19 protein-coding genes are annotated in these 22,114 nt (G+C 40.2%); 10 read left to right on the top strand and 9 right to left on the bottom strand.

All coding sequences use genetic code 11. The annotated features are described in order from the left end of the window. Positions 1-5 precede the first annotated feature (5 nt). From OPS28_RS05600 to OPS28_RS05585, 4 genes are all read left to right on the top strand, one after another. Positions 6-1,289: a phenylacetate--CoA ligase family protein gene (locus tag OPS28_RS05600; protein ID WP_265608476.1), complete on the top strand. Its 1,284-nt coding sequence runs from the start codon at positions 6-8 to the stop codon at positions 1,287-1,289. 602 nt (positions 1,290-1,891) lie between these two features. Further along, positions 1,892-3,025 carry a hypothetical protein gene (locus tag OPS28_RS05595; RefSeq protein WP_265608475.1) on the top strand — a complete coding sequence of 378 codons (1,134 nt, stop codon included), beginning with the start codon at positions 1,892-1,894 and terminating at the stop codon, positions 3,023-3,025. A gap of 231 nt (positions 3,026-3,256) precedes the next feature. Then, positions 3,257-4,054, top strand: coding sequence for a sulfotransferase family protein (locus OPS28_RS05590; protein ID WP_265608474.1), 798 nt, complete (start codon positions 3,257-3,259; stop codon positions 4,052-4,054). Between the two features lie 109 nt (positions 4,055-4,163). After that, positions 4,164-5,078 (top strand): hypothetical protein, encoded by a 915-nt coding sequence (locus OPS28_RS05585; protein WP_265608473.1) that lies wholly within the window; start codon positions 4,164-4,166, stop codon positions 5,076-5,078. Between the two features lie 38 nt (positions 5,079-5,116). On the opposite strand, the gene OPS28_RS05580 is transcribed toward OPS28_RS05585, so the two are convergent. From OPS28_RS05580 to OPS28_RS05555, 6 genes are all read right to left on the bottom strand, one after another. Beyond that, entirely contained in the window at positions 5,117-6,157 is a 1,041-nt protein-coding gene (locus OPS28_RS05580; RefSeq protein ID WP_265608472.1) for a glycosyltransferase family 2 protein, read from the bottom strand. A gap of 99 nt (positions 6,158-6,256) precedes the next feature. Beyond that, positions 6,257-7,168, bottom strand: coding sequence for a glycosyltransferase family A protein (locus tag OPS28_RS05575; protein WP_265608471.1), 912 nt, complete (start codon positions 7,166-7,168; stop codon positions 6,257-6,259). Between the two features lie 104 nt (positions 7,169-7,272). After that, on the bottom strand, positions 7,273-8,727 hold the full coding sequence (locus tag OPS28_RS05570) for a lipopolysaccharide biosynthesis protein (protein ID WP_265608470.1): 1,455 nt from the start codon (positions 8,725-8,727) through the stop codon (positions 7,273-7,275). Positions 8,728-8,748: 21 nt separating this feature from the next. Then, a complete protein-coding gene (locus OPS28_RS05565) occupies positions 8,749-10,011 on the bottom strand; it encodes a glycosyltransferase family 4 protein (RefSeq protein WP_265608469.1) in 1,263 nt (420 codons plus the stop codon). 1 nt (position 10,012) lies between these two features. Continuing rightward, positions 10,013-11,158, bottom strand: coding sequence for a glycosyltransferase family 4 protein (locus OPS28_RS05560; protein WP_265608468.1), 1,146 nt, complete (start codon positions 11,156-11,158; stop codon positions 10,013-10,015). Positions 11,159-11,204: 46 nt separating this feature from the next. After that, positions 11,205-12,008 carry a sulfotransferase domain-containing protein gene (locus OPS28_RS05555; RefSeq protein ID WP_265608632.1) on the bottom strand — a complete coding sequence of 268 codons (804 nt, stop codon included), beginning with the start codon at positions 12,006-12,008 and terminating at the stop codon, positions 11,205-11,207. Between the two features lie 196 nt (positions 12,009-12,204). On the opposite strand from OPS28_RS05555, the gene OPS28_RS05550 reads away from it, so the two are divergent. Beyond that, the gene (locus OPS28_RS05550) at positions 12,205-13,044 is read left to right on the top strand and encodes a sulfotransferase family protein (protein ID WP_265608467.1); all 840 of its coding nucleotides are present in this window, start codon (positions 12,205-12,207) and stop codon (positions 13,042-13,044) included. Between the two features lie 69 nt (positions 13,045-13,113). Next, positions 13,114-13,719 carry a sulfotransferase family 2 domain-containing protein gene (locus OPS28_RS05545; protein WP_265608466.1) on the top strand — a complete coding sequence of 202 codons (606 nt, stop codon included), beginning with the start codon at positions 13,114-13,116 and terminating at the stop codon, positions 13,717-13,719. Here the strand turns inward: OPS28_RS05545 and OPS28_RS05540 are convergent. Together OPS28_RS05540 and xrt are read right to left on the bottom strand one after the other, a co-directional pair. After that, positions 13,716-14,795 (bottom strand): glycosyltransferase, encoded by a 1,080-nt coding sequence (locus tag OPS28_RS05540; protein WP_265608465.1) that lies wholly within the window; start codon positions 14,793-14,795, stop codon positions 13,716-13,718. The two genes, OPS28_RS05545 and OPS28_RS05540, sit on opposite strands and share 4 nt — an antisense overlap. A gap of 3 nt (positions 14,796-14,798) precedes the next feature. After that, positions 14,799-16,259 carry an exosortase gene (gene xrt / locus OPS28_RS05535; protein ID WP_265608464.1) on the bottom strand — a complete coding sequence of 487 codons (1,461 nt, stop codon included), beginning with the start codon at positions 16,257-16,259 and terminating at the stop codon, positions 14,799-14,801. A gap of 188 nt (positions 16,260-16,447) precedes the next feature. On the opposite strand from xrt, the gene OPS28_RS05530 reads away from it, so the two are divergent. Genes OPS28_RS05530 through OPS28_RS05515 form a run of 4 tightly spaced genes read left to right on the top strand, consistent with a single transcriptional unit; the run spans position 16,448 to position 21,139 of the window. Then, positions 16,448-17,596: a glycosyltransferase family 2 protein gene (locus OPS28_RS05530; RefSeq protein WP_265608463.1), complete on the top strand. Its 1,149-nt coding sequence runs from the start codon at positions 16,448-16,450 to the stop codon at positions 17,594-17,596. Next, a complete protein-coding gene (locus OPS28_RS05525) occupies positions 17,593-18,795 on the top strand; it encodes a DegT/DnrJ/EryC1/StrS family aminotransferase (protein WP_265608462.1) in 1,203 nt (400 codons plus the stop codon). The genes OPS28_RS05530 and OPS28_RS05525 overlap by 4 nt, the downstream gene beginning before the upstream one ends. Then, entirely contained in the window at positions 18,792-20,117 is a 1,326-nt protein-coding gene (locus OPS28_RS05520) for a GNAT family N-acetyltransferase (RefSeq protein ID WP_265608461.1), read from the top strand. Before OPS28_RS05525 ends, OPS28_RS05520 begins: the two co-directional genes overlap by 4 nt. After that, positions 20,051-21,139, top strand: coding sequence for a GNAT family N-acetyltransferase (locus tag OPS28_RS05515; protein WP_265608460.1), 1,089 nt, complete (start codon positions 20,051-20,053; stop codon positions 21,137-21,139). The genes OPS28_RS05520 and OPS28_RS05515 overlap by 67 nt, the downstream gene beginning before the upstream one ends. Here the strand turns inward: OPS28_RS05515 and OPS28_RS05510 are convergent. Beyond that, positions 21,133-22,002, bottom strand: a complete 870-nt coding sequence (locus OPS28_RS05510; protein WP_265608459.1) for an XrtA system polysaccharide deacetylase — start codon at positions 22,000-22,002, stop codon at positions 21,133-21,135. The two genes, OPS28_RS05515 and OPS28_RS05510, sit on opposite strands and share 7 nt — an antisense overlap. Positions 22,003-22,114 lie beyond the last annotated feature (112 nt).

Here is a 22,114-nt window from a genome sequence, read left to right as displayed (position 1 = left end):
TGTAAATGAAATTTCTTTCAAAGCTTATTTATGTATTGGGAGCAAAAGTAAGAAACCCTTCGCTTTTTCCTATTTACAACCAACTAAAACAAACAGAATTTGCCAGTTTGGAAGAACTAGAAGCCATTCAATTAAACAGATTAAAAGCTTTGTTGAAAGAAGCCTATACGTACTCTCCCTTTTATAAGCAGTTATTTGACGAGCATAGTATTGATGTAAATATTACGTCGTTAAATGATTTATCGACATTCCCGACCATCAGCAAAGTTGATTTGATTCAACATAACGACACCATTCACTCAACGCAAACCTTCGCTAAAAAATTGCTGGCTGAAACTTCTGGAACCAGTGGTGAGGCACTTGCTTTCTACCGTAACGAAGAATGGGACTCAACGAATAGAGCAGGCGTGATGCGGTGCTACGATTGGTATAACGTCAAACCGTGGGACAAGAATGGATACTTCTGGGGATACAATATTGACCCGAATGAAGCGAAGAAAGTAAAGCTGCTTGATCGTCTACAAAATAGAATTCGGATTTTTAGATACGACGATAAATCCATCACAAATTTCGCAAAGGAATTAAACTCTGCCAAATTTTTGTCTGGTTATTCTTCAATGATTTATCAGATTGCAAAGAAAGTAAATCAGCTTAACCTTAAGATTAGCGGCATCAAAATGGTTAAAGGCACGTCTGAAATGATCCTGGATGCCTATCAGCCAGAAGTAAAACAAGCGTTTGGGTGTAAGATGATTAGTGAGTACGGTGCTGCCGAATCCGGGCTCATTGCATTTGAATGCCCCGAAGGGAATATGCATATCAATATGGAAAATGTATACGTTGAAATAGATGAGAACAAAGAAATTATTGTTACCAATCTCGTTTCGCGCTCTTTCCCAATCATACGATATAGACTTGGGGACATCGTTTCACTGGCTGACGAACAATGTAAGTGTGGAAGAAAACATACTATCGTTAAGGAAATCTATGGGAGAAAAGGCGCAAGCATAGTTGGTAAAACTAAAGACTACCCTGCACTTACCTTCTACTACGTGTTTAAAAATATTGCATTAAAGAATGACGTTCTTATCAATTACAAAGCCGAACAATATAGAAAAGGCGAAGTTTTACTCAAAGTAGAAGGCAAACCTAATACGGAATGGGAACAGTTAATCGATAAGGAAATGAGCAAATACTTTGGAGAAGAATTGTCCTATTCAATTCAATACACAAATAAATTTGAATCACAGCTTAAAAAACAACAGTATTTTGAAAGTTTTATTAAATAACGCCCAAAACATACCTTGTTGGTTGAAATTACACCACCCCTTATAGTACAGTCTTCCGCGATTTAGAGGTTAGCCTAGTAGGAAAATAAAAAAACAATCAGCAATCACACCATTCCAAGCACGTTAGCCTCTGATTTTTATATAAAACAACAATAATTACACAATTTTTCACCCTACAGACCACTTATCGATTGACCAAACTTCACTTTTTAGAGTGTAGCTCGTATTTTTCTGCTCGCACCCTGAAAAGTATATTGACTAATACCTATTGTCTAAGGTAATAACCTAAAATATTGAAGGTAAGTACAATTTTCCCGATATAATGTCTGTAACGTGAAACAAACATAGATTCTCATAACGGACAAAGCCAGTGAATTACTCTTAGATTCATGCTTTGCCTTGCGATTGAAGTTTTGAATCTATCTCACGTACACCATGGATAATGAATTTTCACCGCAAATATTGTGAGAACCCTATTCGTTATTTTTGGTAGCAAGGTTTATGGAAAGCCGTAAGGCGGCGTTTTGTCTGGAAATCCAGGCTAGAGTATTCAAGCCGTCAAAGTTGATTTAGTTGTTATAACCTTAAGCGGAATTTAATCCATGACGATTCAAAAAGACCTTCTCAAGACTACCCTAGCTGTAAAAACGAATATGAAAAATACACGGGTAGCAAAATTAAACAGTTTTATTTTCTCTGCCGCATTTATTTTTACTGCTTCTCAATCAGTTCACGCAGAGGTAAACCAGTGTAGTCTAAATAGTACCGAGGCTGCTTCAAGCCTAGTTGCCGGTTGGGATTTCAACGCTGGAGATCTGCCATCTACCCAAACTGGAATGGTTACTTGGCACGGCGATCGTGGTGGCCTTCAGAGTGTCCCTAATACGTCCTTACAAGGGATAAAGTTTGGCTTCAAGGGAACTGATATTAACAAGGACTCAACCAATGAATGGCGTTATACAATAACTTCACCGATGTCGAGCACTTGGGAGCACTTAAAAATATATCAACCTGAGAATTTTTATCATCGTGCGGGGCTTAGGATACTGTCACCCGTAGCGATTGATCCAACTCAATGGAGAGTAGGCGACAAGATTGTTAATATTAAAGGGGTAAAGGCTACTATTGCAAAAGTAGATGGTAATTACCTTTACGTTACTGATTACGACGCGATGTTCAGTAAGAACTGGGGCGCCGGTAAGGAAGTGTTTAACTTAACTACTAACGCCGAATTTGTAAGTGAGGGCTATCGCTTTCTTGGTAATAATAATAAATTCAGTACCCAGTGGCATGGCAGATACTCAAATGCTGGTATGACGATGGAAACCCATAGCCTAACCCCAGAAAAAGGGTATGAAAACGGCGTGAGTTACTGTCGCCCTACCCTCAATACATCCGAAGCACACAGAGGAACCGGTGGACAAAGTAATAATCTAGGTAATCCGGCTGAGTGTTTCCATCCGAGAGACAATGGTACAGTGGTAGAATTTGTTATCGAACGAGTTCGTAGTACCACTTTAACTTCAGAAGACGGAAGCTACCGCATTTGGAAAAAAACGGCTTCTTCAGACTGGACAAAAATTTATGAGAACGCGGCATTGACAGCTTACAATCCAGATAATTATTTCACTAATGGATACGTTTTCGGTTGGTCAAACAGTGGCTACAATGAAGATACCGATTTCTATCTTCTTGGCTGGAACTTGTATTCACAAAAACCAAGTTTTGTAAAATAACCATAGGTTACTGAAAGTACTTCATACAAGGCCGAGCAAATTTTGCTCGGCTTTTTTGTTCATTTGGTGATAAGCTGAAATGCGTTTTAAAGGATTAATCGACATCTCTACTACCTACACAAAGGATAGCCAAAGGAAATATTAATACGTTATTTGAGCCGCTGCGTATTATGAGGTGTAACGTTGACTCAAATTTGCTAAACAACAATAGTTAAGTGAAGCGGAATAAAAATGATAGATAAGGATTTTTTATTTTTGGCCGGCCACCATAGAAGTGGCACTTCACTTATGCATGAAATAATCAGGGGACATCCCAAAGTTAGTGGTTTTTCAAATACCGGCGTGCCAGAAGATGAGGGGCAGCATTTACAAGACGTTTATGCGCCCGCTTTAGCTTTTGGGGGCGCGGGAAAATATATTTTCGACCAAAACTCTTATATGAACGAGCATCACGTTTTGGCGACAGCGCATAATGCTAAGACTTTATACCAGCAGTGGGAAAAGTTTTATAACTCAGACTGTCACTACTATATTGAGAAAAGCCCGCCGAATTTAATACGAACCCGCTTCTTGCAAACGCTGTTCCCCAACAGTAAATTTGTGATCATTCTACGCCATCCGCTTGCGGTAGCATATGCAACGCAGAAATGGAGTAAAACATCTATTAAATCACTGGTCGAACATACACTACGCGGCTATGAAATATTTTTTAACGATCTTAATCATCTAAACGAAGTATATGTTCTCAGATATGAAGAGTTCATTGAACAACCGCAAGTGGAACTGGATAAAATTTTTAAATTTTTAGAGCTTGAAGCTATCCCGATACAGCACGAGGTAAGGAAAAATATAAATGATAAATATTTTGCGATGTGGGAAGCGAATCGGTCAAGCATAATTAAGAAAATGCAGTTCCCCGTTACTCGCGCAATAGAAAAACGAGCAAATTTGTTTGGATATAGCATTAAAGAATTTAGAAAGCTGTTACCTAGTGAAATTTTAGGCACGCATAAAAGGCAGGTAGGCTGAGAAGCTGGACTATGATTCTGTAGCCCTGCATCTTGTTAGTAACGTTTTAGTTAACATTATTATTACTTTCAAGTCCTTGATATGATTAAAATAAATAAAGAGATAGTGAATGGCAAAATTCGCTAAAGAATACAGAATTCACGTTGGCGCACACAAAACAGCTACAACCCATTTTCAAGATACCTTGGAACAAATTTTTTTACATAACACCCTTAAAAATATCGAGTATTTACCCAGAGAGATTTCCAGAGCCAAGTTTAATCGGTTGACCAGGCGCAATTTATCTCCCCTTAGGTTTTCTTTTTTAAAAAAACAGTATGTAAAGAAAGTGTTTTCTGAATCGTTTCCACATAGCGAAACTGTGTTACTTTCAGAAGAAAATATTTTGGGCCTGCCAGTAGATCTTTTATCCTCAAAGGTTTATCAGTTCCACAATTTAGAATTTATTAAGTACTTAGCTAATTATGCGCATATAAAAATATATTTAAGCATCCGAAATTTTCACTATGTTTTGTCGGGCGCGTATGTCACCGACTTAAGATTTCAGCCAATTAATGCTATTAGCGCCAAAAACCAATTTATGGAAAACCTGGGTGCAGCCGATATTCCCTCATGGCTTCCTCTCGTCGATATGATGCAGTCTGAATTGCCTGACGTTGAAATTTACATATGGACGCAAGAGTATTACCACCAAAATTTTAAAGAGATATTAAGGAAGTACGTTCCCAGTAATGACTTTGAAATTCCGTTAATCGAAGAACCTCTTTCTACACAGACGCCGAGTTTTGACGCCATTAACACTGTAGAAAAGATCATAGCGAATAATGCTATAAGCAATTATCCTAATTGGAGAGAGGAGTGTGAAAAAATTTATTCCCAAAATCCTGGTGATAATGAAAATAAATTTTCATTATTTAATAGTGAGCAAAAAGCACTTTTTCAACGTCAATATCAACAGGACTTGGAAAAAATTCAGCAACAATTCCCAGACCTAATGCTGCATAAGCTATCTGACCTTAGGTAAGCTTTCGTATAGAAGTTCACCGTCTATACAGGTTGTTTTTACTTAATCCTTCGTGCTTTATATGAATAATACTTTTCCCGAAGTGTATTTTTTAAACGCCGAGTTATTTCTGACCACACATCTTTAGCTTCTGGCTTCCTTGATACTTCATCACAAATCAACGAAATGTTTTGTCTTTTCGCTGCCCATATGAGACGAGCCCTAGGACTTAATAATTTGAATAACGCAGTCTCACTAATAGGAATATTATCAAGTAATTTCAGTGAATTGTTCACACATGTGTATTTATTTTCACTTTCCAACTTGTAGAGAATAACATCAAATAAAATATTAAATTTAAATATGAAATAGTTGAGCTTTTCCTCAAGTAATCCTTTTTCCAGCAGGAAAGATTTCATCGAAGCCAATACAGCAGGTAAATCAAGATAGGATGTATTGGAGCTCGTTATAGAATTGTGCCTTTGACGGTAATAATAGAGCCTTCTATGCACCACCACAGGGTCGAGTTCGACAATAGACGTATATTTAAACCAGAACTCCTCGTCTTCGTGTTTTAGTCCTTCAGCAAACAGCAGCCCATTGGCGGTTAACTCTTCTAAACGGTATATTTTATTCCATGCAATGACGTTTGACCGCCAAAACCAATCTGCACCGTTGGTATCAGTGTCGCTATATTGTGAAATTTCTAAGGAGCCATCAGCATCATGAAGGTAATAAGCAGAAAAGATTATGAGATTACTTTCAGGCTTTTCCTTTTGTTTTTCCAGACAAACCTCATAGCAGTCTTCACTGACATAGTCATCGCTATCGACAAACGTAACCCAATGCCCCGTGGCAACTTCCAACCCCGTATTTCTTGCTGCACTTAAACCGCCATTGCGTTCTCGCTTAATATATGTGATACGTGAGTCTTTTTTGCTATAAGTTCGCGCAATCTCACCAGATTTATCCTTCGACTGATCATCAACTAATATGATTTCAATATCTGAAAACGTCTGGTTTAGCAGACTATTTATGCATTCTTCAATATAATTTTCTACGTTGTAGATAGGAACTACAATGGAAAGAGCCGGGGTCATATTAGTATCACTTTTAAAGTACAGCCAATCAGGATCTGTTAACCCTGAGCTCGTATGCGAGAATCAAATGCTAAAGGATAAAGATCTACTCGCTTTTATTTATTGCTTTCTTATAAAGGGAGAGAGAATAGATTTAGCAAATAAATAAGCGTTTCTTGATCGCAAATGTAAGTAGACCGATTCGCTGAGATATTTTATAGCAAGTTTTCGTTTACCTTCGCAAAGTGCTTGTGAGCCCATCCACTCTAATACCAGACTTTTAGCCCTACCGTAGGTTCGTTTAGAGATACCGTATTCTGCACGAGCACGATCCAGTATCCTGATATGGTTCTCACACGGGCTGGAGCCAACCGAACGCAAGCTACCCTTTTGCTCCACTACAGTACCAAGCGGTAATAACACCTTAACGAACTTTTGCTTTTGACATATTCTTATCCATAAATCTATATCCTCTGCAGTATCCAGCGTGTCATTAAAGCCACCCAACTCGCGTAAAAATGCAGTTTCTATTACAGCTGAAGGTGTGCCAACGACAGGATCAATTATAACCTCGTCTCTTGCTCTCACCTTAACGTCAATATTATTGACATCACTGTTATCTATTATTTCTTCGTTTTGCTCATAGCGTTGTTGACATGTCGCTTCTGTCTCGAAAGAAAGTGTATGATTAAATGCTTTTTCATCCGAATAGTTGCGAATAACCCTATCCATGATCTCTAACTTTCGCGTAGCCCATATATCATCCGCATCCAGAAAAGCGATATAGTCACCTTTTGCCTCTTGAATTCCAGTATTACGAGATGCTGCCGCACCACTATTAACCTCATTTTTAAAGATTTTGATAGCTGCGCCATACTCAACCAAAATATCCAAAGTTTTATCACTGGATTTATCATCGATTACCAAAATTTCAAAGGCAGAATAGGTTTGAGCTAAAACAGAGTCTAAAGCTCTTTTGATCGTTTTCTCAGCATTGAATGCTGGTATTACAACACTAAATGACGTAGACATGCTTATTCCCACATAAAAACAAGGGTTGCGTTATAGCTATAAGTCCTCTCTTGCCCTGACAAAAACTAGTCAAAGAAATGAGTACTATCGTAAAAATCTGTATATTAGTGTTTTATTGCAGATATACAATAATGACGTACCTCTGCATTCGAGAATATCGACAAGGCTAAAAAACCACCAATCACAATAATACCAACGCCAGAACGAACAATTAAATCAACATAAGGCAACTCTATGGACAACATTGACTGCATAAAGAGCACTGAAAAGAAACAAATCAATCCAATCGCCAATGTTTTATAGAGATTATAATTCAAAGTAAAGTACCGTTTAGTGATAAAGTAAGTCACATTAATTGAGACAAATGAGGCAAGCAGAAGTGCATACGCGGCCCCAACCAATCCGAAATAGTAAGTTAAAACAGAAAGGAGCGTTAAACGAAATATCGCATTTCCCCACGTTAAGTAGGCCATTATTTTTGTGTTCTTGGTATGTAAATACGCTAAGTTATACATAAATCCTAAATGATTAAGCACTAAATTAAAACAAAGTACTGGAATTAATGCCGCTGGAGGATAAAACGCAGGAGTGACCATCATTTTCAATACAATAGGTGTAAGGAGAGAGATCCCGATAGCCCCTAACACTAATACGAATGTAATGATTTGAAAAATTAAAGGCAACTCTCTGTGCCGACCTTCATTTCTTACAATTTTAAACCGCTCAGTTTGCCACCACTGCGAGAAAGGCATCCACAACAACATCGCAATAATCATCGCGAAGTTGGTCCCTAGCTGATAGAGCCCTACGTCAGCGACGCTAGCGAACTCTTTTATCAGAATTTGCGTAGCACTTGTAACAGCAATCCCCCCTAAACCCACGAACCATAATGGGAAAGAAAAGACGTATAACTCTTTCGCTAGCTCTAAACTGAAACTGACTATACATGTTTTAAAAGTGTAGATTATTGAAAGTAGCGCAAATGCGCAGGACACTATTACCGAGGAGTACAATACACCCACTAATCCCATATCTAAAAAAACAACTAAATATATATTTAGCGACAGTTGAACAAGTAAACGCAGAAGAGATGTGAAGAAAAAGAAAGCGATATGCTTCTTGAGCCGAAAGAGTATCATTACATATGTTTCGATCGTTGATGTACACAGTAAAATTGAATACACCTGAACAACATTAGTAATTTCCTCTTTTTCTAGAACAATACTTGCTATCATAGGTGAAGCAAAATAAAACGCTGTGACACCAATCAAACTCACGGGTATACTCGTGCAAAAAGCAGTAATAATGACCCGATCCCGTTCTTTTGCGGTTTCTCTATCATAATAGAATTTCGGTAAAGCCATACCAAATCTAGAAGCTACAACGATTTCAAATATGGACATTGTCATTAGTAGGAGCGACAACACGCCGTAGTCTGTAGGAGTTAAATGGCTGGTATAAATTGGCAGCATAATAAAACTAACCAATTGACGTATGATGGTGCCCGCAGCAAACCAATAAATAGGTTTTTTATTGAAAAATTGGTTTATTTTATCCATAAAGCGTAATTGTAAGCCCCACTAACCTTGTACATCTTCAATTAAATGACGATAAATCGTATTCATTTTTTCCCCAATTCGAGACAAGGAATAGTGTTTCTCTACCCAACTTCTCGCTTCTTGTTGACGGAAGCTCCATTCTGATTTTCTTGAAAGAATGTCGTTGACTGCTCCAGAGATAGCGTTCACGTCCCTATCAGGTATGAGGTACCCTACCTTTCCATCTCCCAGACACTCGCTTATCCCCCCACTGTCACATGCAATAACATGTAGTCCTGTAGCTTGAGCTTCTTGCAGTACAACACCCTGTGTTTCCTCCCACAACCCGTCCCCGGAACGCAAACTAGGTAATATGAATATATGGGACTTGCGGTATATTTCTTTTATTTCATCGTCAATAAGTACACCATGAAATGTAACTCTATCTTGAATCCCCAAATCTCTAGCCTTAGACTTTAGATATTCTCCTTGGGGCCCTCTTCCCACTATATGGTAATGTACTTGGTGTCCTTGACGAAGTAGTTCAGCTATAGCTTGGATGGCGTAAATATGCCCTTTTTCTTCATCTAAGCGTCCGACCGTTAACAAATTAATTGGTCCCTGATCAGAATACTGACAGGGAGAATACCGCCATTTTTCCAAATCAATCCCTTGCGGTACAACAATAAAGTTGTCTGATTCACCACCAATCGCCTCAAATTGTTTTCGCGCAAAATCAGTATTCACAAAAACAGCCTTCGCAGCGCGGGAGTAAACTCTTCGCTGGTCAGCAGATATGGTAGGTACACCGATAGGGGTTAGTCCGTGAAAGGTCTGAACGAAAGGTGCGCCGTTTGCTACTATCAAAGGCAGCAAGCGAGTCCCAACGGGTTCGCTATGAGAATGGATAATGTCAGGTTTTACAGCGAGAGTAGGCGCTGCTAACACATCAAATGTTCTTTTAACGACACTTCTGTTGCCCCCCTTATATTTGGACAGAAGCGCAATAGTACGCTTTCTAACAGCTTGATTGCTCATGGCTGAAAGAAAAGTCTTCAGAACACTCACCCTATTTTCAGGCACACAGATATACTTCTCCGTCAGTCTATGCATTTGAACCGCCTCGGTGATCTGGTCAAGCTCAGCTCGGCGTGAAATAACTCTGTTATCGCCACCATGGCGAATAATTTCGACCAGATGATTGACCAACCAAGGCTGGATCGGAGTGGGGAATGCGCCTGCAATAGTGAGCACGTTAACACCGTTAGGTTGTTCGGGAGCGAATGGCTTAAAATAGTCGTTCATATTAATTATTCTTATTAACAACTGTTATCAACGCATTTTTTAGCGCTTGATGTGTTGACGTCAAGGTATAGTTCGCAAGTACGCTTTGTTTTGCCTCATCCCCATGCTGCTTCCGAGTGTGTTCGTTTGTCAGGTACAGCGCAATCGAATCTGCCGCACCTTGAATACTTTTGTCGTTGTAAACTTGCCCATTAGTACCGTGGGCCGTCGCCCCACAAACAGAGGGATTGTCGGGTACGATAACAGGTAACTTATTTACCATATATTCTAAAATTGAAAGTGAATAACCCACCTCTCCGGAGGAAGGTTGAAAGGCAACATGGCATGATTTAAATAACTGTTGAATCTGGTCCACTCTGCCAGGAAAGTAACAATATGGTTCGATCTTAAGTTTCGTCGCGTATCGTTTGAATTCTTCCAGGTCGGGACCGTCACCACAAAAAAGGTAAACTAAATCAGTAATTCCTTTTTGGTGAACCAGGTAAGCTATTACATCAAGCGCAAACTGGATGCCTTTATATTTATTCGCCCTGCTGGCAGTCACGATTATCTTTTTATCTTTCGGCAATTGCTCAACTAAAGGATGGTTATGTTTTTCATTGTGCTCTGAAAATTCGATGCCGTTTTGAATGGCATAGCAGCGTGACTTAGGCATGCACGAAACATTCACAAGCCGCTGCCTGACGAACTCTGTAGCACCAAACGCGGCGTCAGCATGAATGAATGGTAATCTGGCCCATATTGTTTTGAGCCACTTTTTTACTCCGCGCGGCTCAGTTCGTAACCCAGGAGTGTGGTCATGTACTATAATAGTCTCAACACCCGCCATTCTGTACATTGCGTAGACAAGACTAACTGAACTATGGTCAGATAAATAGAGCACTTTGATGTTATGCCGACGTATAAATGACATATTGTTAAGTACTTGTTTTATACTGTTTTGACTAAACGCATATTCAATAGGCGTAAGCTGGCTTTCGGCAATATTTACCGGAAGGGTGTTGATTTGAGGATAAGCAACAAACGTTTGATAGCGTCCAGTAAAGGTCTCACTAATTTTAATCCAGTAGCTTTCCATTAACCACCAAGCATAACCTACATCCGAAGGGTAGTTCGCTACACAAAGAATACTGCCTTGAGTTGTCATACCATCTACTTAAACTATTTATTAACCACTAAAATAATAAAACTATCTAATTAAATTTGGTTCGGTAGGATTCAAACCAGGAACGATCCTTTTCGTAACCAAACTCAATCAATATGTCGAATAATTCTGGACACTGAGTAAATTGCTCATAAATTCGCTTATCAAATTTACTCGCGCGCCACCGAGCCTGTTTGTTCACAACCTGGCTTCCTTCAAGCACCAGCGATGTATCGCTAGCCTGGTATTTACCTTCGTATTTGTAAGCCAGTTTGTGCTGCATTTCATGGTATTTTGAGAACACCCCTTCAAAGGGTAATTCGTAACGTTCTTTAAGTTCTGACTGAATACTGTCTGGGTCGCTAACTAGATCTTCATAGCGAATAATTGTGACATCCTTTCTATTACGGACTTTAAAAATATTATTCGTAATTTCAATAACGCCGCTACCGACGTACGCCCATTTGGTTAACTCTTTATTCGTCGGCCAGTAACTATTGTCATAGCCGATAAAGTATTCATCATTATAGATTGGGTGTCTGGAAGTAATAATGTCTCTTATATCGCGAATTACGACTATAATGACCAGGCTTTTATTATTGACATTGAGTTTATCTACAGGCCCAAGATGATTTATATCTAATGGCGCTTTTGATGCAATATTGCCAAGTTTGTGTATGAGATAAATGTAGTATTTTTCGAATGAAGTAAACGTAAAATGCTCACTAAGGGTCGTGGATAACATATTATAAAGTAAAGATGTGCCCCCTCGAGGGTAACCACATACGATTAATTGGCTTTGATTGACGCCTACAAACTTTAGACATCTGGAAATAACCCCACTCCCCCACAACCGAAACCTTTGGATCGCCGAATTCTTAGGAACTTCTAACAACGTTTTACCCTTACCAACCTATAGTATCTGGTTAAATAAATCGAATATATACATTACTATTGCTTGCCGCATAGAATAGCGCGTAAAGATACTACATATAGTTGAACTTCTCATCACTTCATTTATCATTGGCTAAAAATTTGAAGTTGATTATATGAAAGGAACCCGATTCAAAGAAGTTACCCGAGAAGCACTAGGTAATATTCTTCGAGAAGTTAAGATTGCAGCCAAACCAATACCCCACCCAGATAAATGGGTGTTCATTGTTGGCTGTTATAATTCTGGTACTACACTGCTGTCCGAACTGATGGGGCGTCACCCCGATATGTCAGCGCTTCCAACCGAAGGTCATTTCATCACCGATCAGTTTAAAAAAGATTACGACCTGGGTATTCCAAGAATGTGGGTTGACCGGGAAGATATTTTTAGACTGACGGAGAACGATGAAGGCCCCGACGTTATTCGCATCAAAAAAGAGTGGGGAATGCGTTTAAATCTAAAGAAAAAGGTGTTGGTCGAAAAATCCCCACCAAATACTGGCAGAACCCGCTGGTTTCAGAAGCATTTTGAAAATGCTCACTTCATTGGAATTGTCAGAAATGGTTATGCCGTAGCAGAAGGTATTTCCAGAAAAGGCGATCCCAAGGCGATGAAAGATGGTTGGCCGATGGAAAAATCTGCATGGCAGTGGGCTCGTAGTAATGAGATTATGTTAGACGATGCAAAGCATCTTAAGAAATTTCATCTATTACGATATGAAGATTTAGCCTCGTCTCCGCAGCAAGAACTGAATAAAATTGCAGAGTTTTTGTCGCTTCCCGCGTTTCCGGATGTACGTAATGAAAATTTTTCGATCCACGAAAGAAACGACAGCGTTAAAGATATGAATCAGAGCAGTATCAGCAAACTATCGCAAGCTGATATATCAATTGTTAACGATGTGGCAGGCTACATGCTAGATCGACTAAACTATGAGCGTTTACCCTCTGAGTAATGAATAATTCAGCGAAGCAAAAGATTTTAGCGTTAACAAACCCATCCACAGTCTGGGGGTAAAAAGCTAATGAAAGGTATTCTGAGTAAAGCAAAACATAAAGCAAAAGTTTTAAAACAACGCTATTTGGATAAATTTATATTCATCCATATCAACAAAACAGGTGGAAGTAGCGTAGAGAAGGCGTTGGGCTTACCATTTGAACACGAAACCGCATTAGAAAAAATCGCGGAGTTGGGAAGAAGCCAATGGGACAAGAAATTTACCTTTGCTATTGTTCGTAACCCTTGGGACAAGGTGGTATCGCATTATCGTTACCGGGTTAAAACCAATCAGACCAATTTGGCCGATAAGAATATCGATTTTAGGCAATGGGTAAAGCTCGCCTATGGTGACAATAATCCAGAATACTACGATAAACCAATAATGTTTATGCCTCAGCTAGATTGGATCGCAGATGAAGACGGCAACCTGCTGGTAGACGAAATCCTTCGCTTCGAAAATTTAAGCGAAGGATTCAACGATGTTGCTAAGCGTCTTAACATTAATGCCACACTACCTCACGTTAAAAAATCTAAACGTGGTAATTATCGCGACTATTATGATGATGAAACACAACTGGTGGTAGCAAAATGGTTCGCAAAAGATGTTGAGCAATTTAATTATACGTTTTAAGCTGAAATAAGTGCCTGATAAAGCGAAGTAACGTGTCGGGCGTTTTCAGCAGCGTCGTATTGCGAAGGCAGTTTGATGGTAGACTCTGCGTATAGCGCCTTAAACGTCGCTTCGGCATAGGCTGCCGGTGTGTGTTCTTCCACTAACCCTGATGGAAAGGCTTCGCTTAAAAGTGGAATCAGTCCCCCCACTGCATGCGCTACCAATGGCTTAGCGAGAGCTAAGCATTCAAGCGCTGTCATCGGTAAACCTTCATGATCAGAGGGCATCACTACTACATCTAGTTGCTTTATCCAACTTTGGATAGCATCAGTGTGACCGTGAAAGGTTACATTCTCGAATACGCTAAGTTGCTTCGCTAAATCCGCCAGTTCGGTTGCTAAACTTCCACTGCCAAAAACATGAAACTGTAGCGCCATCTGTCGATCTCTCGATTGCAACATAATATTTGCCATCTGCAAAAACAAATCAACGCGCTTGACTGGTTCGAGCCTCCCCACAATTGCCACGTGCTTTACGTTTTCGTCTAACACTTGCTGATATTGTGACGCTTTATTTAACGTGTCAGCGATATCTATTCCATTTGGAATAGTAGATATTTTCTTCCGGGAAAATCGAGCTGCAAGTTTTTTCGTCAATTCGCCATCAACCGAAATAACGGCATGTTGTAAATATCGTCCGCAGAAAATATCGAGCGCTGTCTGAACCCGTTGTTTAAAAGAAGGTGAGAACTCAGGACTGCCATGTACAGTTCGAACGCAAGGGACACGTAGGCTTATTCTATTTGCGATACTGCCTACAATATGCTCTTTCTGACGGTGCGTATGCACAATATCTGGCTCTAATGACAGCAGGGTGTGTCTAACTTCTTGAATAAGCCCTTTAAAACCGAACTTCGATTCAGGAATCACAACCACATTTATTCCAACAGCTGCCAATTCATCAGCCAGTCTTCCTTCATTAAAGACAATAGCACTAACTTGTTGGCTATTTTTTACAAGTTGTGACAGCAGGCTGAATATCTGAACTTCAGCCCCAGCCCATAAATCTCCGGATGCTATATGGAGAATATGCATAGGCTATTTCACTTCTATTCGTGCCAGCGCCTGCACAATATCGCTATGGCGTTGTTTCTCGACTTTCAGTCCATTGCAATATCGTTCACAAGAAACATGCAGGACAACGGCACTCGCTATCGGCGAAGAGAATACTTGTTTCAGCTGAGATAATTTGGTTTCTAATCCCCCTGTGGTAAAGGTATCTCCTACTTTATATCCCCAATACGAAATAGCTGTCTCATTGGGGAACATTGCGGCATTGATGCGATGCGAGTCAAACGCCATTGTGGTTCCCCTTCTAATCCCATCGCCAAATCGATTAGCAAAATAGATGAGCTCCTTTCCTTGCTTCTGTTCTTTAAATGCTAAAACGGCTAGGGTTACGTTTAATCCATCTATCGTTCCTTGATAAAGGTAAGCAAAGTCTGCTCCTTCGATATTGATTCCGTAGTCGCCAGGTTCTCCGTCTACTTCATTTAGTGAGGATAATTTCTGCGGTAATTGCACCGTAAGCGACTGAATGTCATTGCTATGTGTATTCTGCGAACGCACATATAACGGCGCAGCGGCAAAAGAAATTAACGTGAGTGTGAATATAGCCACTAGCTTTACCGTAGGTTTTAGCTCGCCTTTAATATGATCGGTTGACTCAAACTCAGTATCTTTGGCCTCAAGTTTGCGCATATAGATAAAGTAGCCTACCGCAAGGAACGCAAAGATCACCCAACCGAAAAAACCATGTTCGTGAACGAGGCTGCTTTCCATTTCGCTGTAATATCCAATGAGGATAAGCCACCAAACGCGTATCCAATTGCCTACCAATGCAATAATGACAATAAGCGTTATCGCCCAAATTTTAAGTGATGTTTTACGCAAATTAAGGTAGCTGTAAAAAATCCCGATACACACCCCGGCAAGTAAGTAATTAAGTCCCGCACATCCACCAGATATGCGCATGATTCCATACGGAAGGTGGATATCATAACCTTCAATATACGCAGTAATTCCCTGTAACTTGAGCAGATATGTAACCACGAAGGAGGTGAGATCTTGAAGTGGTGTAATCAGAAAATCAGATACGGGGATAGCCAGGTAAAGGGCTAACACAGGAATTAATGCTTTCAAACTATTTTTCAGACCCACCATCACCAGCATAGCGGCGAATACCAATACTGGAAGCAGCATTTGTTGAATAAGACGCACTTGAACAGCGTCTGATGCTACCCATACAATGCCAACAGATAATGCAAGTGGAATAGCTAAAAATGATGGGTGTTGAAATAGCCAGCGCTTATCGACAAAAAGTGCGTAACCCACAAATGCTAATAAAATATATCCGTGAGAGTAAGTTTGGTTGTTCTGGGACCAAAGCGTATGCATTGAAAGAAAAGTGTCTGGAATTATGAGGTAGCTGACAGCACCAAATACACTGAATAACAAAAATGCCAACATAATTGGCGGGAATTTACGATCTTTTTCCATGAATGCTACTTATTCTATTAACTTCTAGGCCTTTTCATTCTGTAAGGAAGAGGCAACGGCTGCTGGTATAATACTCATTCACTGATTTTGTGCAATCGTTGATACGTGACATCTAAATCATTGATTGCGAATATAGCATTCGGCAGGGTAAAGTATAAGCATAACTTTGAGGTATAAAATTAAGTATTATGACGTTTCTGTTTTGGCTTCTATTGCTACTCTCTGTTTTTAGTTATTTCATCTATCCTTTAGCGCTCACTTTATTGGTAAAGTTTCGAAGTTTACCATCGCACTATCGCCAGGAGTTCTCAGAAGAAGAATTACCACAGGTGACCATTATTGTGACCGCTTTCAATGAGGAGAAACGGATTAGTGAGAAAATAGAAAACACCCTATCACTTCGCTACCCCTCAGAAAAATTAACGATGTTAGTTGCGTCCGATTGCTCTACCGACGGCACCGATGAAATCGTAGCAACATACGCAGAACGCGGCGTAAAGCTCGTCCGTGCACAAGACCGGTTAGGAAAAGAAAATGCACAATTGCAGGCTATTAAGACTGTTGATGAAGGTATTATCGTTTTCTCGGATGTTGCGACCCGAATAGAAGAAGATGGAATATTAAAACTCGTTCAATACTTTAGTGACCCTCAAGTAGGTGCTATCAGCAGTGAAGACAGATTCGTCAGCAAAGATGGCACGGTTGCCGGTGAAGGCGCCTATGTTAAATATGAAATGTGGTTACGCAAACAAGAATCGTTACTCGCAGGACTGGTGGGCTTAAGCGGCTCCTTTTTCGCGGCTAGAGTAGAAGTTTGTGCTGACTGGGATATCCATTCCCCGAGTGACTTCAACACGGCTTTAAATTGTGCCAAGTCAGATTACAAAGCGGTTACCGCGCCTGATGTGTTGGGTTTCTATACAGATCTGGCTGATCCTAGCAAAGAGTATGCGAGAAAAATTCGTACTGTTATCAGAGGTATGACAGCGCTTGAGCGTCATCCTGAAGTTTTAAATCCATTTAAGTTTGGCGCTTTTGCATTTCAAGTAATAAGTCACAAATTATTACGCTGGACCGTTCCCTGGACTCTACTCGCCTTGTTTATCATCACCCCTTTTTGCATGAAAGAAGGTGAAATGATTTATACGTTGGCTTATATCGCTCAGATACTTTTTTATGGCACCGCGCTGTTCGCGCATTGGGCCGCGTCCTTTAGAGAAATTTCCGTGGTTAAAATTATTTACTTTTTTACGCAAGTGAATGTGGCGTTATTTGATGCTGGGATCCAGTTCTTATCTGGTAAACGAATGGCCGTTTGGCAGCCTTCTGCACGATGAGTTTAACTCAACTTCCCCCAGTGGGGACGCCGTTGATTACCAGTACTAAGAAATTTACGCGAGAACCTGAACCAATTAATTTTTTGGGTTTTGCGCATACTTTCTTGAATTCAGGCACGGCAGCATTAGGATTAATATTAACAAGACTCGTACAGCACTCGGCTAACCCAAAACGAAAGGTAATAATTCCGGGATATGCATGTCCTGACCTAGTAGCAGCATGTGAATTCGCGCGCACTCAAGCTGTAATTGTTGATTTTGACGCTGCAAGTTACCAATACGACCTTACGCAGCTTAACTCACTTAAAGGTGAAATATTAGCGGTCATTTGTCCATCGCTTGTAGGTATATCTATGCCCATTCAACCTTTAAGAGACGTACTCGCCGATAATGTTTACATAATTGAGGACAATGCTCAGTGGTTTCCTGAACATGAGGATCCGACTGTACGTGCGGCTAATTTAGAAAATTTTAGCCAATATATATTGCCTTCAGAAACGCAGCATTGTGATTTTTTCATCGCATCGTTTGGTAGAGGAAAGCCAGTTAATATGTTAGGTGGTGGATTGGTAGCGTGGAAAAAACAATATAATGAGTGGTTTGACAACGTTCAACGAACCGCCGACGATGACCATTCAACTGCCGTGGGATATTCTACGAGAATAAAAGCGCATATTTTTAATTTTATATGCCATCCACTGCCGTATGGAATGCTTTGCAGGCTTCCATTCTTGAAGTTGGGTGCTACTACTTTTCATCCACTTGAAAATATTGAATCCCTGGACAAAGAAAAAATTGGTCTAAGTCGGTGGGCGGCTTTGAAATATCTATCACAGTCCACCCAAGTCATGGATTTTCTGAAGTTAAATATCCCCTTCGCGTGGTCTCAACAGGGTACTGACAAACGTTTATTACGTTTTCCCATGCTAGCCGTCAACAAGCAAGTAAGAGACAAAATTGTCGCCAAATGCAATGAATATGGTCTCGGCGCGTCTGCAATGTATGAGAAACCACTTTCTACTATTGATGATATTGCGCAACGAGTCGAGCAGCCGTTTCCGACGCCGATTGCAGATAGCATTGCGAATGGTTTTTTTACATTACCGGTACACGCCGGTGTAACCTATGATCATGCGTTGCAAATGGCTAAACTTCTTTCCCCTTATTATAGTGAATTACGTCAGGTTCCGGCTTTATGAGTGAGCAAGCTAATAATCAAATGTGCAATAAAAACCAAGAGCTCAAACTGCTCATTAAAGAATTGAAAGAAAAAAAAGGACAAATTGCCAGACAATTTAAAGATGTGACAACTGGCAGCGATGCGCATCAAGCGCTTATCCAATCGATGCAAGGCGTCAGTGAAAAGTTGAAAGAATCCGAGGCTGAATTAAAGGCCCGGGTAAAGGCAACTAAATCGAAAAAGAATACACAAAAGGACGTACGCCCATTCCCTCCTCTATTCCGACCTTTGAAAGAAACCTACTCAGGGGAAATCAGCGTCAAAAAATTAGTTTCTTCAAATGAAAAGGATACGTGGTGGGATTACGTCGCTCAAGCGAAGCACGCGTCCCTTTATCACTCTAAAGCTATTTATGAGTTTTACAAAACTCAACCTCATTTAAAATACGAAATTTTTGGCGCATGGTCCCAAGACGGTGAACTAATTGGAGGCATGCCAGTGGTAAGAATGACAACCCCACTTTTTGGTCAATTTGCGGTCTCCCTGCCATTCTTTAACTATGGGGGTCCCATAACTTCATGCAAACGCGTCTTCGCATCACTAATAGAGGCGTATGATCAACATGCCCGGTCGGTAGATGATAAGTACGCTGAAATCAGAACCTCTACCAAAATTGACAGACAGGCGTCTACGAAGAAAGTGTCTATGCTTAGAGCATTACCTGAGACAGTATCTATTTTCGAGAAACAGGTAGGCGCTAAGGTAAGAGCGCAGGCCAAAAAAGCGGAAGAGTATTCGCCTGAGTTTAAGGTAGGAAGTGAAGAGCTACTCAACGACTTTTATAAGGTTTTCTCAACTAACATGCGAGATTTGGGTACCCCGGTGGAGCACAAATCATTTTTCCGCTCGCTGCTAATCAAGTTGGAAAGCAGCGCTCGAATCGCGGTAGTGTATGTCAACAATAAAGCGGTGGGGGCCGCATTTCTAACCACCCACCAGGACATAATGGAAATACCCTGGGCTTCTACTTTACGTTCTGCCAACAAAATGAATATCAATATGTGGATGTATGACAATATTTTGAAATACGCCATAACTGAGAAATTTAAATGGTTCGATTTTGGTCGCTCTACCCAAGATGCGGGTACTTATCGATTTAAAAAACAATGGGGCGCAGTTCCAGTTCAACATTATTGGTACAGCTTAGCTACAGCTCAAAATAATGAGCAAAGCCTTAATCCAGACAATCCTAAGTTTAAATTAGCTATTGCGTTATGGCAGCGCATCCCTGTTTGGTTAGCGAACCGGATAGGGCCATTCGTCGCGAGCCAACTCCCCTGATGAGTAAGCTACAAACTAAAATTCACTTGGGCCACTCAGCTTTTGCAGAGCTCGAACACCATTGGTTGAAACTACAAGAGCAAGAAAATACCTTACCTTTTATCCACTTTCATTGGTGTGTAAAACAAGCGAGCTATGTAGCACAACCTATTATTTTATCAATATGGGATCAGGAAGAGTGTGTGGCCATTTTACCGCTGGCTAAAAAAGTCGTGATACATAAAATGCGTATTGAGGGATTAGTCCATCTTTGTCAGCGCTTTACCGATTATCAATCACTACTTGGCAGTTCACGCTTTCTTTTAAGTGATTATTTAGACGCAGCGTTTTCGGCTTTATCTTATTCTGCATTCAAATCTCTGCCAGTTTTTTTGCACAATCCCGATCATCACCTTACAAGTGTTGTTGTAAGCAGTGCTAAACGATTTGGCACAATTAAAAAATTCAATCGTTGGGAACATGTCAGTTATGCAGAAAAACTTGGCCCCATAAAAAAGAAAGTGATTGGAGATGCCAGCCGACGCCGAAGAAAACTGGAGGAAAAAGGCAATTTCGTGACCTCACTTGATTCAGGTTACGACAGAACGTTAGTTGGTTGGATTCTAAACAAGAATGCTGACAGGCATGGAGAAGGTGCACTAACAAACTATAATGACAGGGATGATATACAAAAACTGCTTAAAGATTGTGGTAATACACTACATATTGCAAGTATAAAGTTGGACGAACAAATTGTTGCTGCGCATCTGGGGTTTAAAGTAAACGAATGTCTTTACTATTTTGTTCCCGTAATTAACCCCGACTTTCGGCAATATTCACCCGGCATGATTTTACTTGAACAAATTTTCACTCATTTTAAAGAGTTGAAGATTAACAAGGTTGATTTCTTACGCGGAGACGAAGCGTATAAATATAAGTGGGGCAACAAAAAACAAAAGAAATTTGGCCTTTGTTGCTTACCTAAGAAAATTAGTCCAATCAAAAAGTTAATTTTGCTTTGGTGGTTCAAACGAAATCAATAGTCACCATTTGCTACCTTTTCCCATGTACCTAGTTGGGGATAGGTATTCGGTAAATAGGCATCAGCCATAGACGTCCAATTATACCGTTCACAGAGCTTAGTAAGCTTTTTAAGCGCACTACGCTGGTTAACGTGGTGGCGGAAGCTAGATTTAAAATTACTTTGGATCCTTGGCTGCTGAGGATCAAACTCCCAAGGATGAGTATAAAAATTGGCTACCGCATTCACATCGCTTTTTTGAAACAACCAATTAAAAACAGCGAAGGGGAGTAAACGAAAATATCCACCACCCCCAGCAGGAAACACTCTGTTTCTCCACATAGCAGTGGTAACCGGGATTTCCAATAGCCCATTGGCAAGCTTATAGGGATGTTTAGGTGCATTGGGCACGCCATACAAATCATGGTTTATTGGATAGCTACTTGAGCTATATTCATAGCCCGCTTTTGCAATTAAATCATGCGCCCAGTCATTGTCGGCGCTTATCGAAAAACACGGTGCGCGATACCCTTTCACTTCGCATCCGGCAATATCTTCTATCAAAGATTTGGCTTTTGAAATATCCTCAAAAAAAACGTCAGCGTTTTGCTTTGACAAATGCTGATGCATAAATCCATGGCTAGCAATTTCATGCCCCTGAGCAACAATTTGTTTAACCACGCCCGGATGGGCTTTGGCTATCCAGCCCAACGTGAAAAACGTAGCTTTAACATTTGTCTGAGCAAAAACTGAAAGTAGTTTTTCCATTTGTAATGCAAGACGTGATTCATATTTCGACCATTCGCTTATTGCAATATCTTGTGCGAAAGCTTCTACCTGAAAGTATTCTTCAACATCCACTGTCATTGCGTTAACATTTGCCATAGATTCTACTTTTTATTACTCACTTGAGTTACAGTATCAACTTCGATATATATACGAAGAAACAATCCATCAAGATTGTTCGTTTATCAACCACATATATCTTTTCTGTACA

The organism is Alteromonas sp. ASW11-130, from assembly GCF_026183735.1.
GTDB lineage: Bacteria > Pseudomonadota > Gammaproteobacteria > Enterobacterales > Alteromonadaceae > Alteromonas.
Note: the sequence above shows the minus strand (reverse complement) of the source record. Positions and strands in the feature narration are given on the sequence as shown.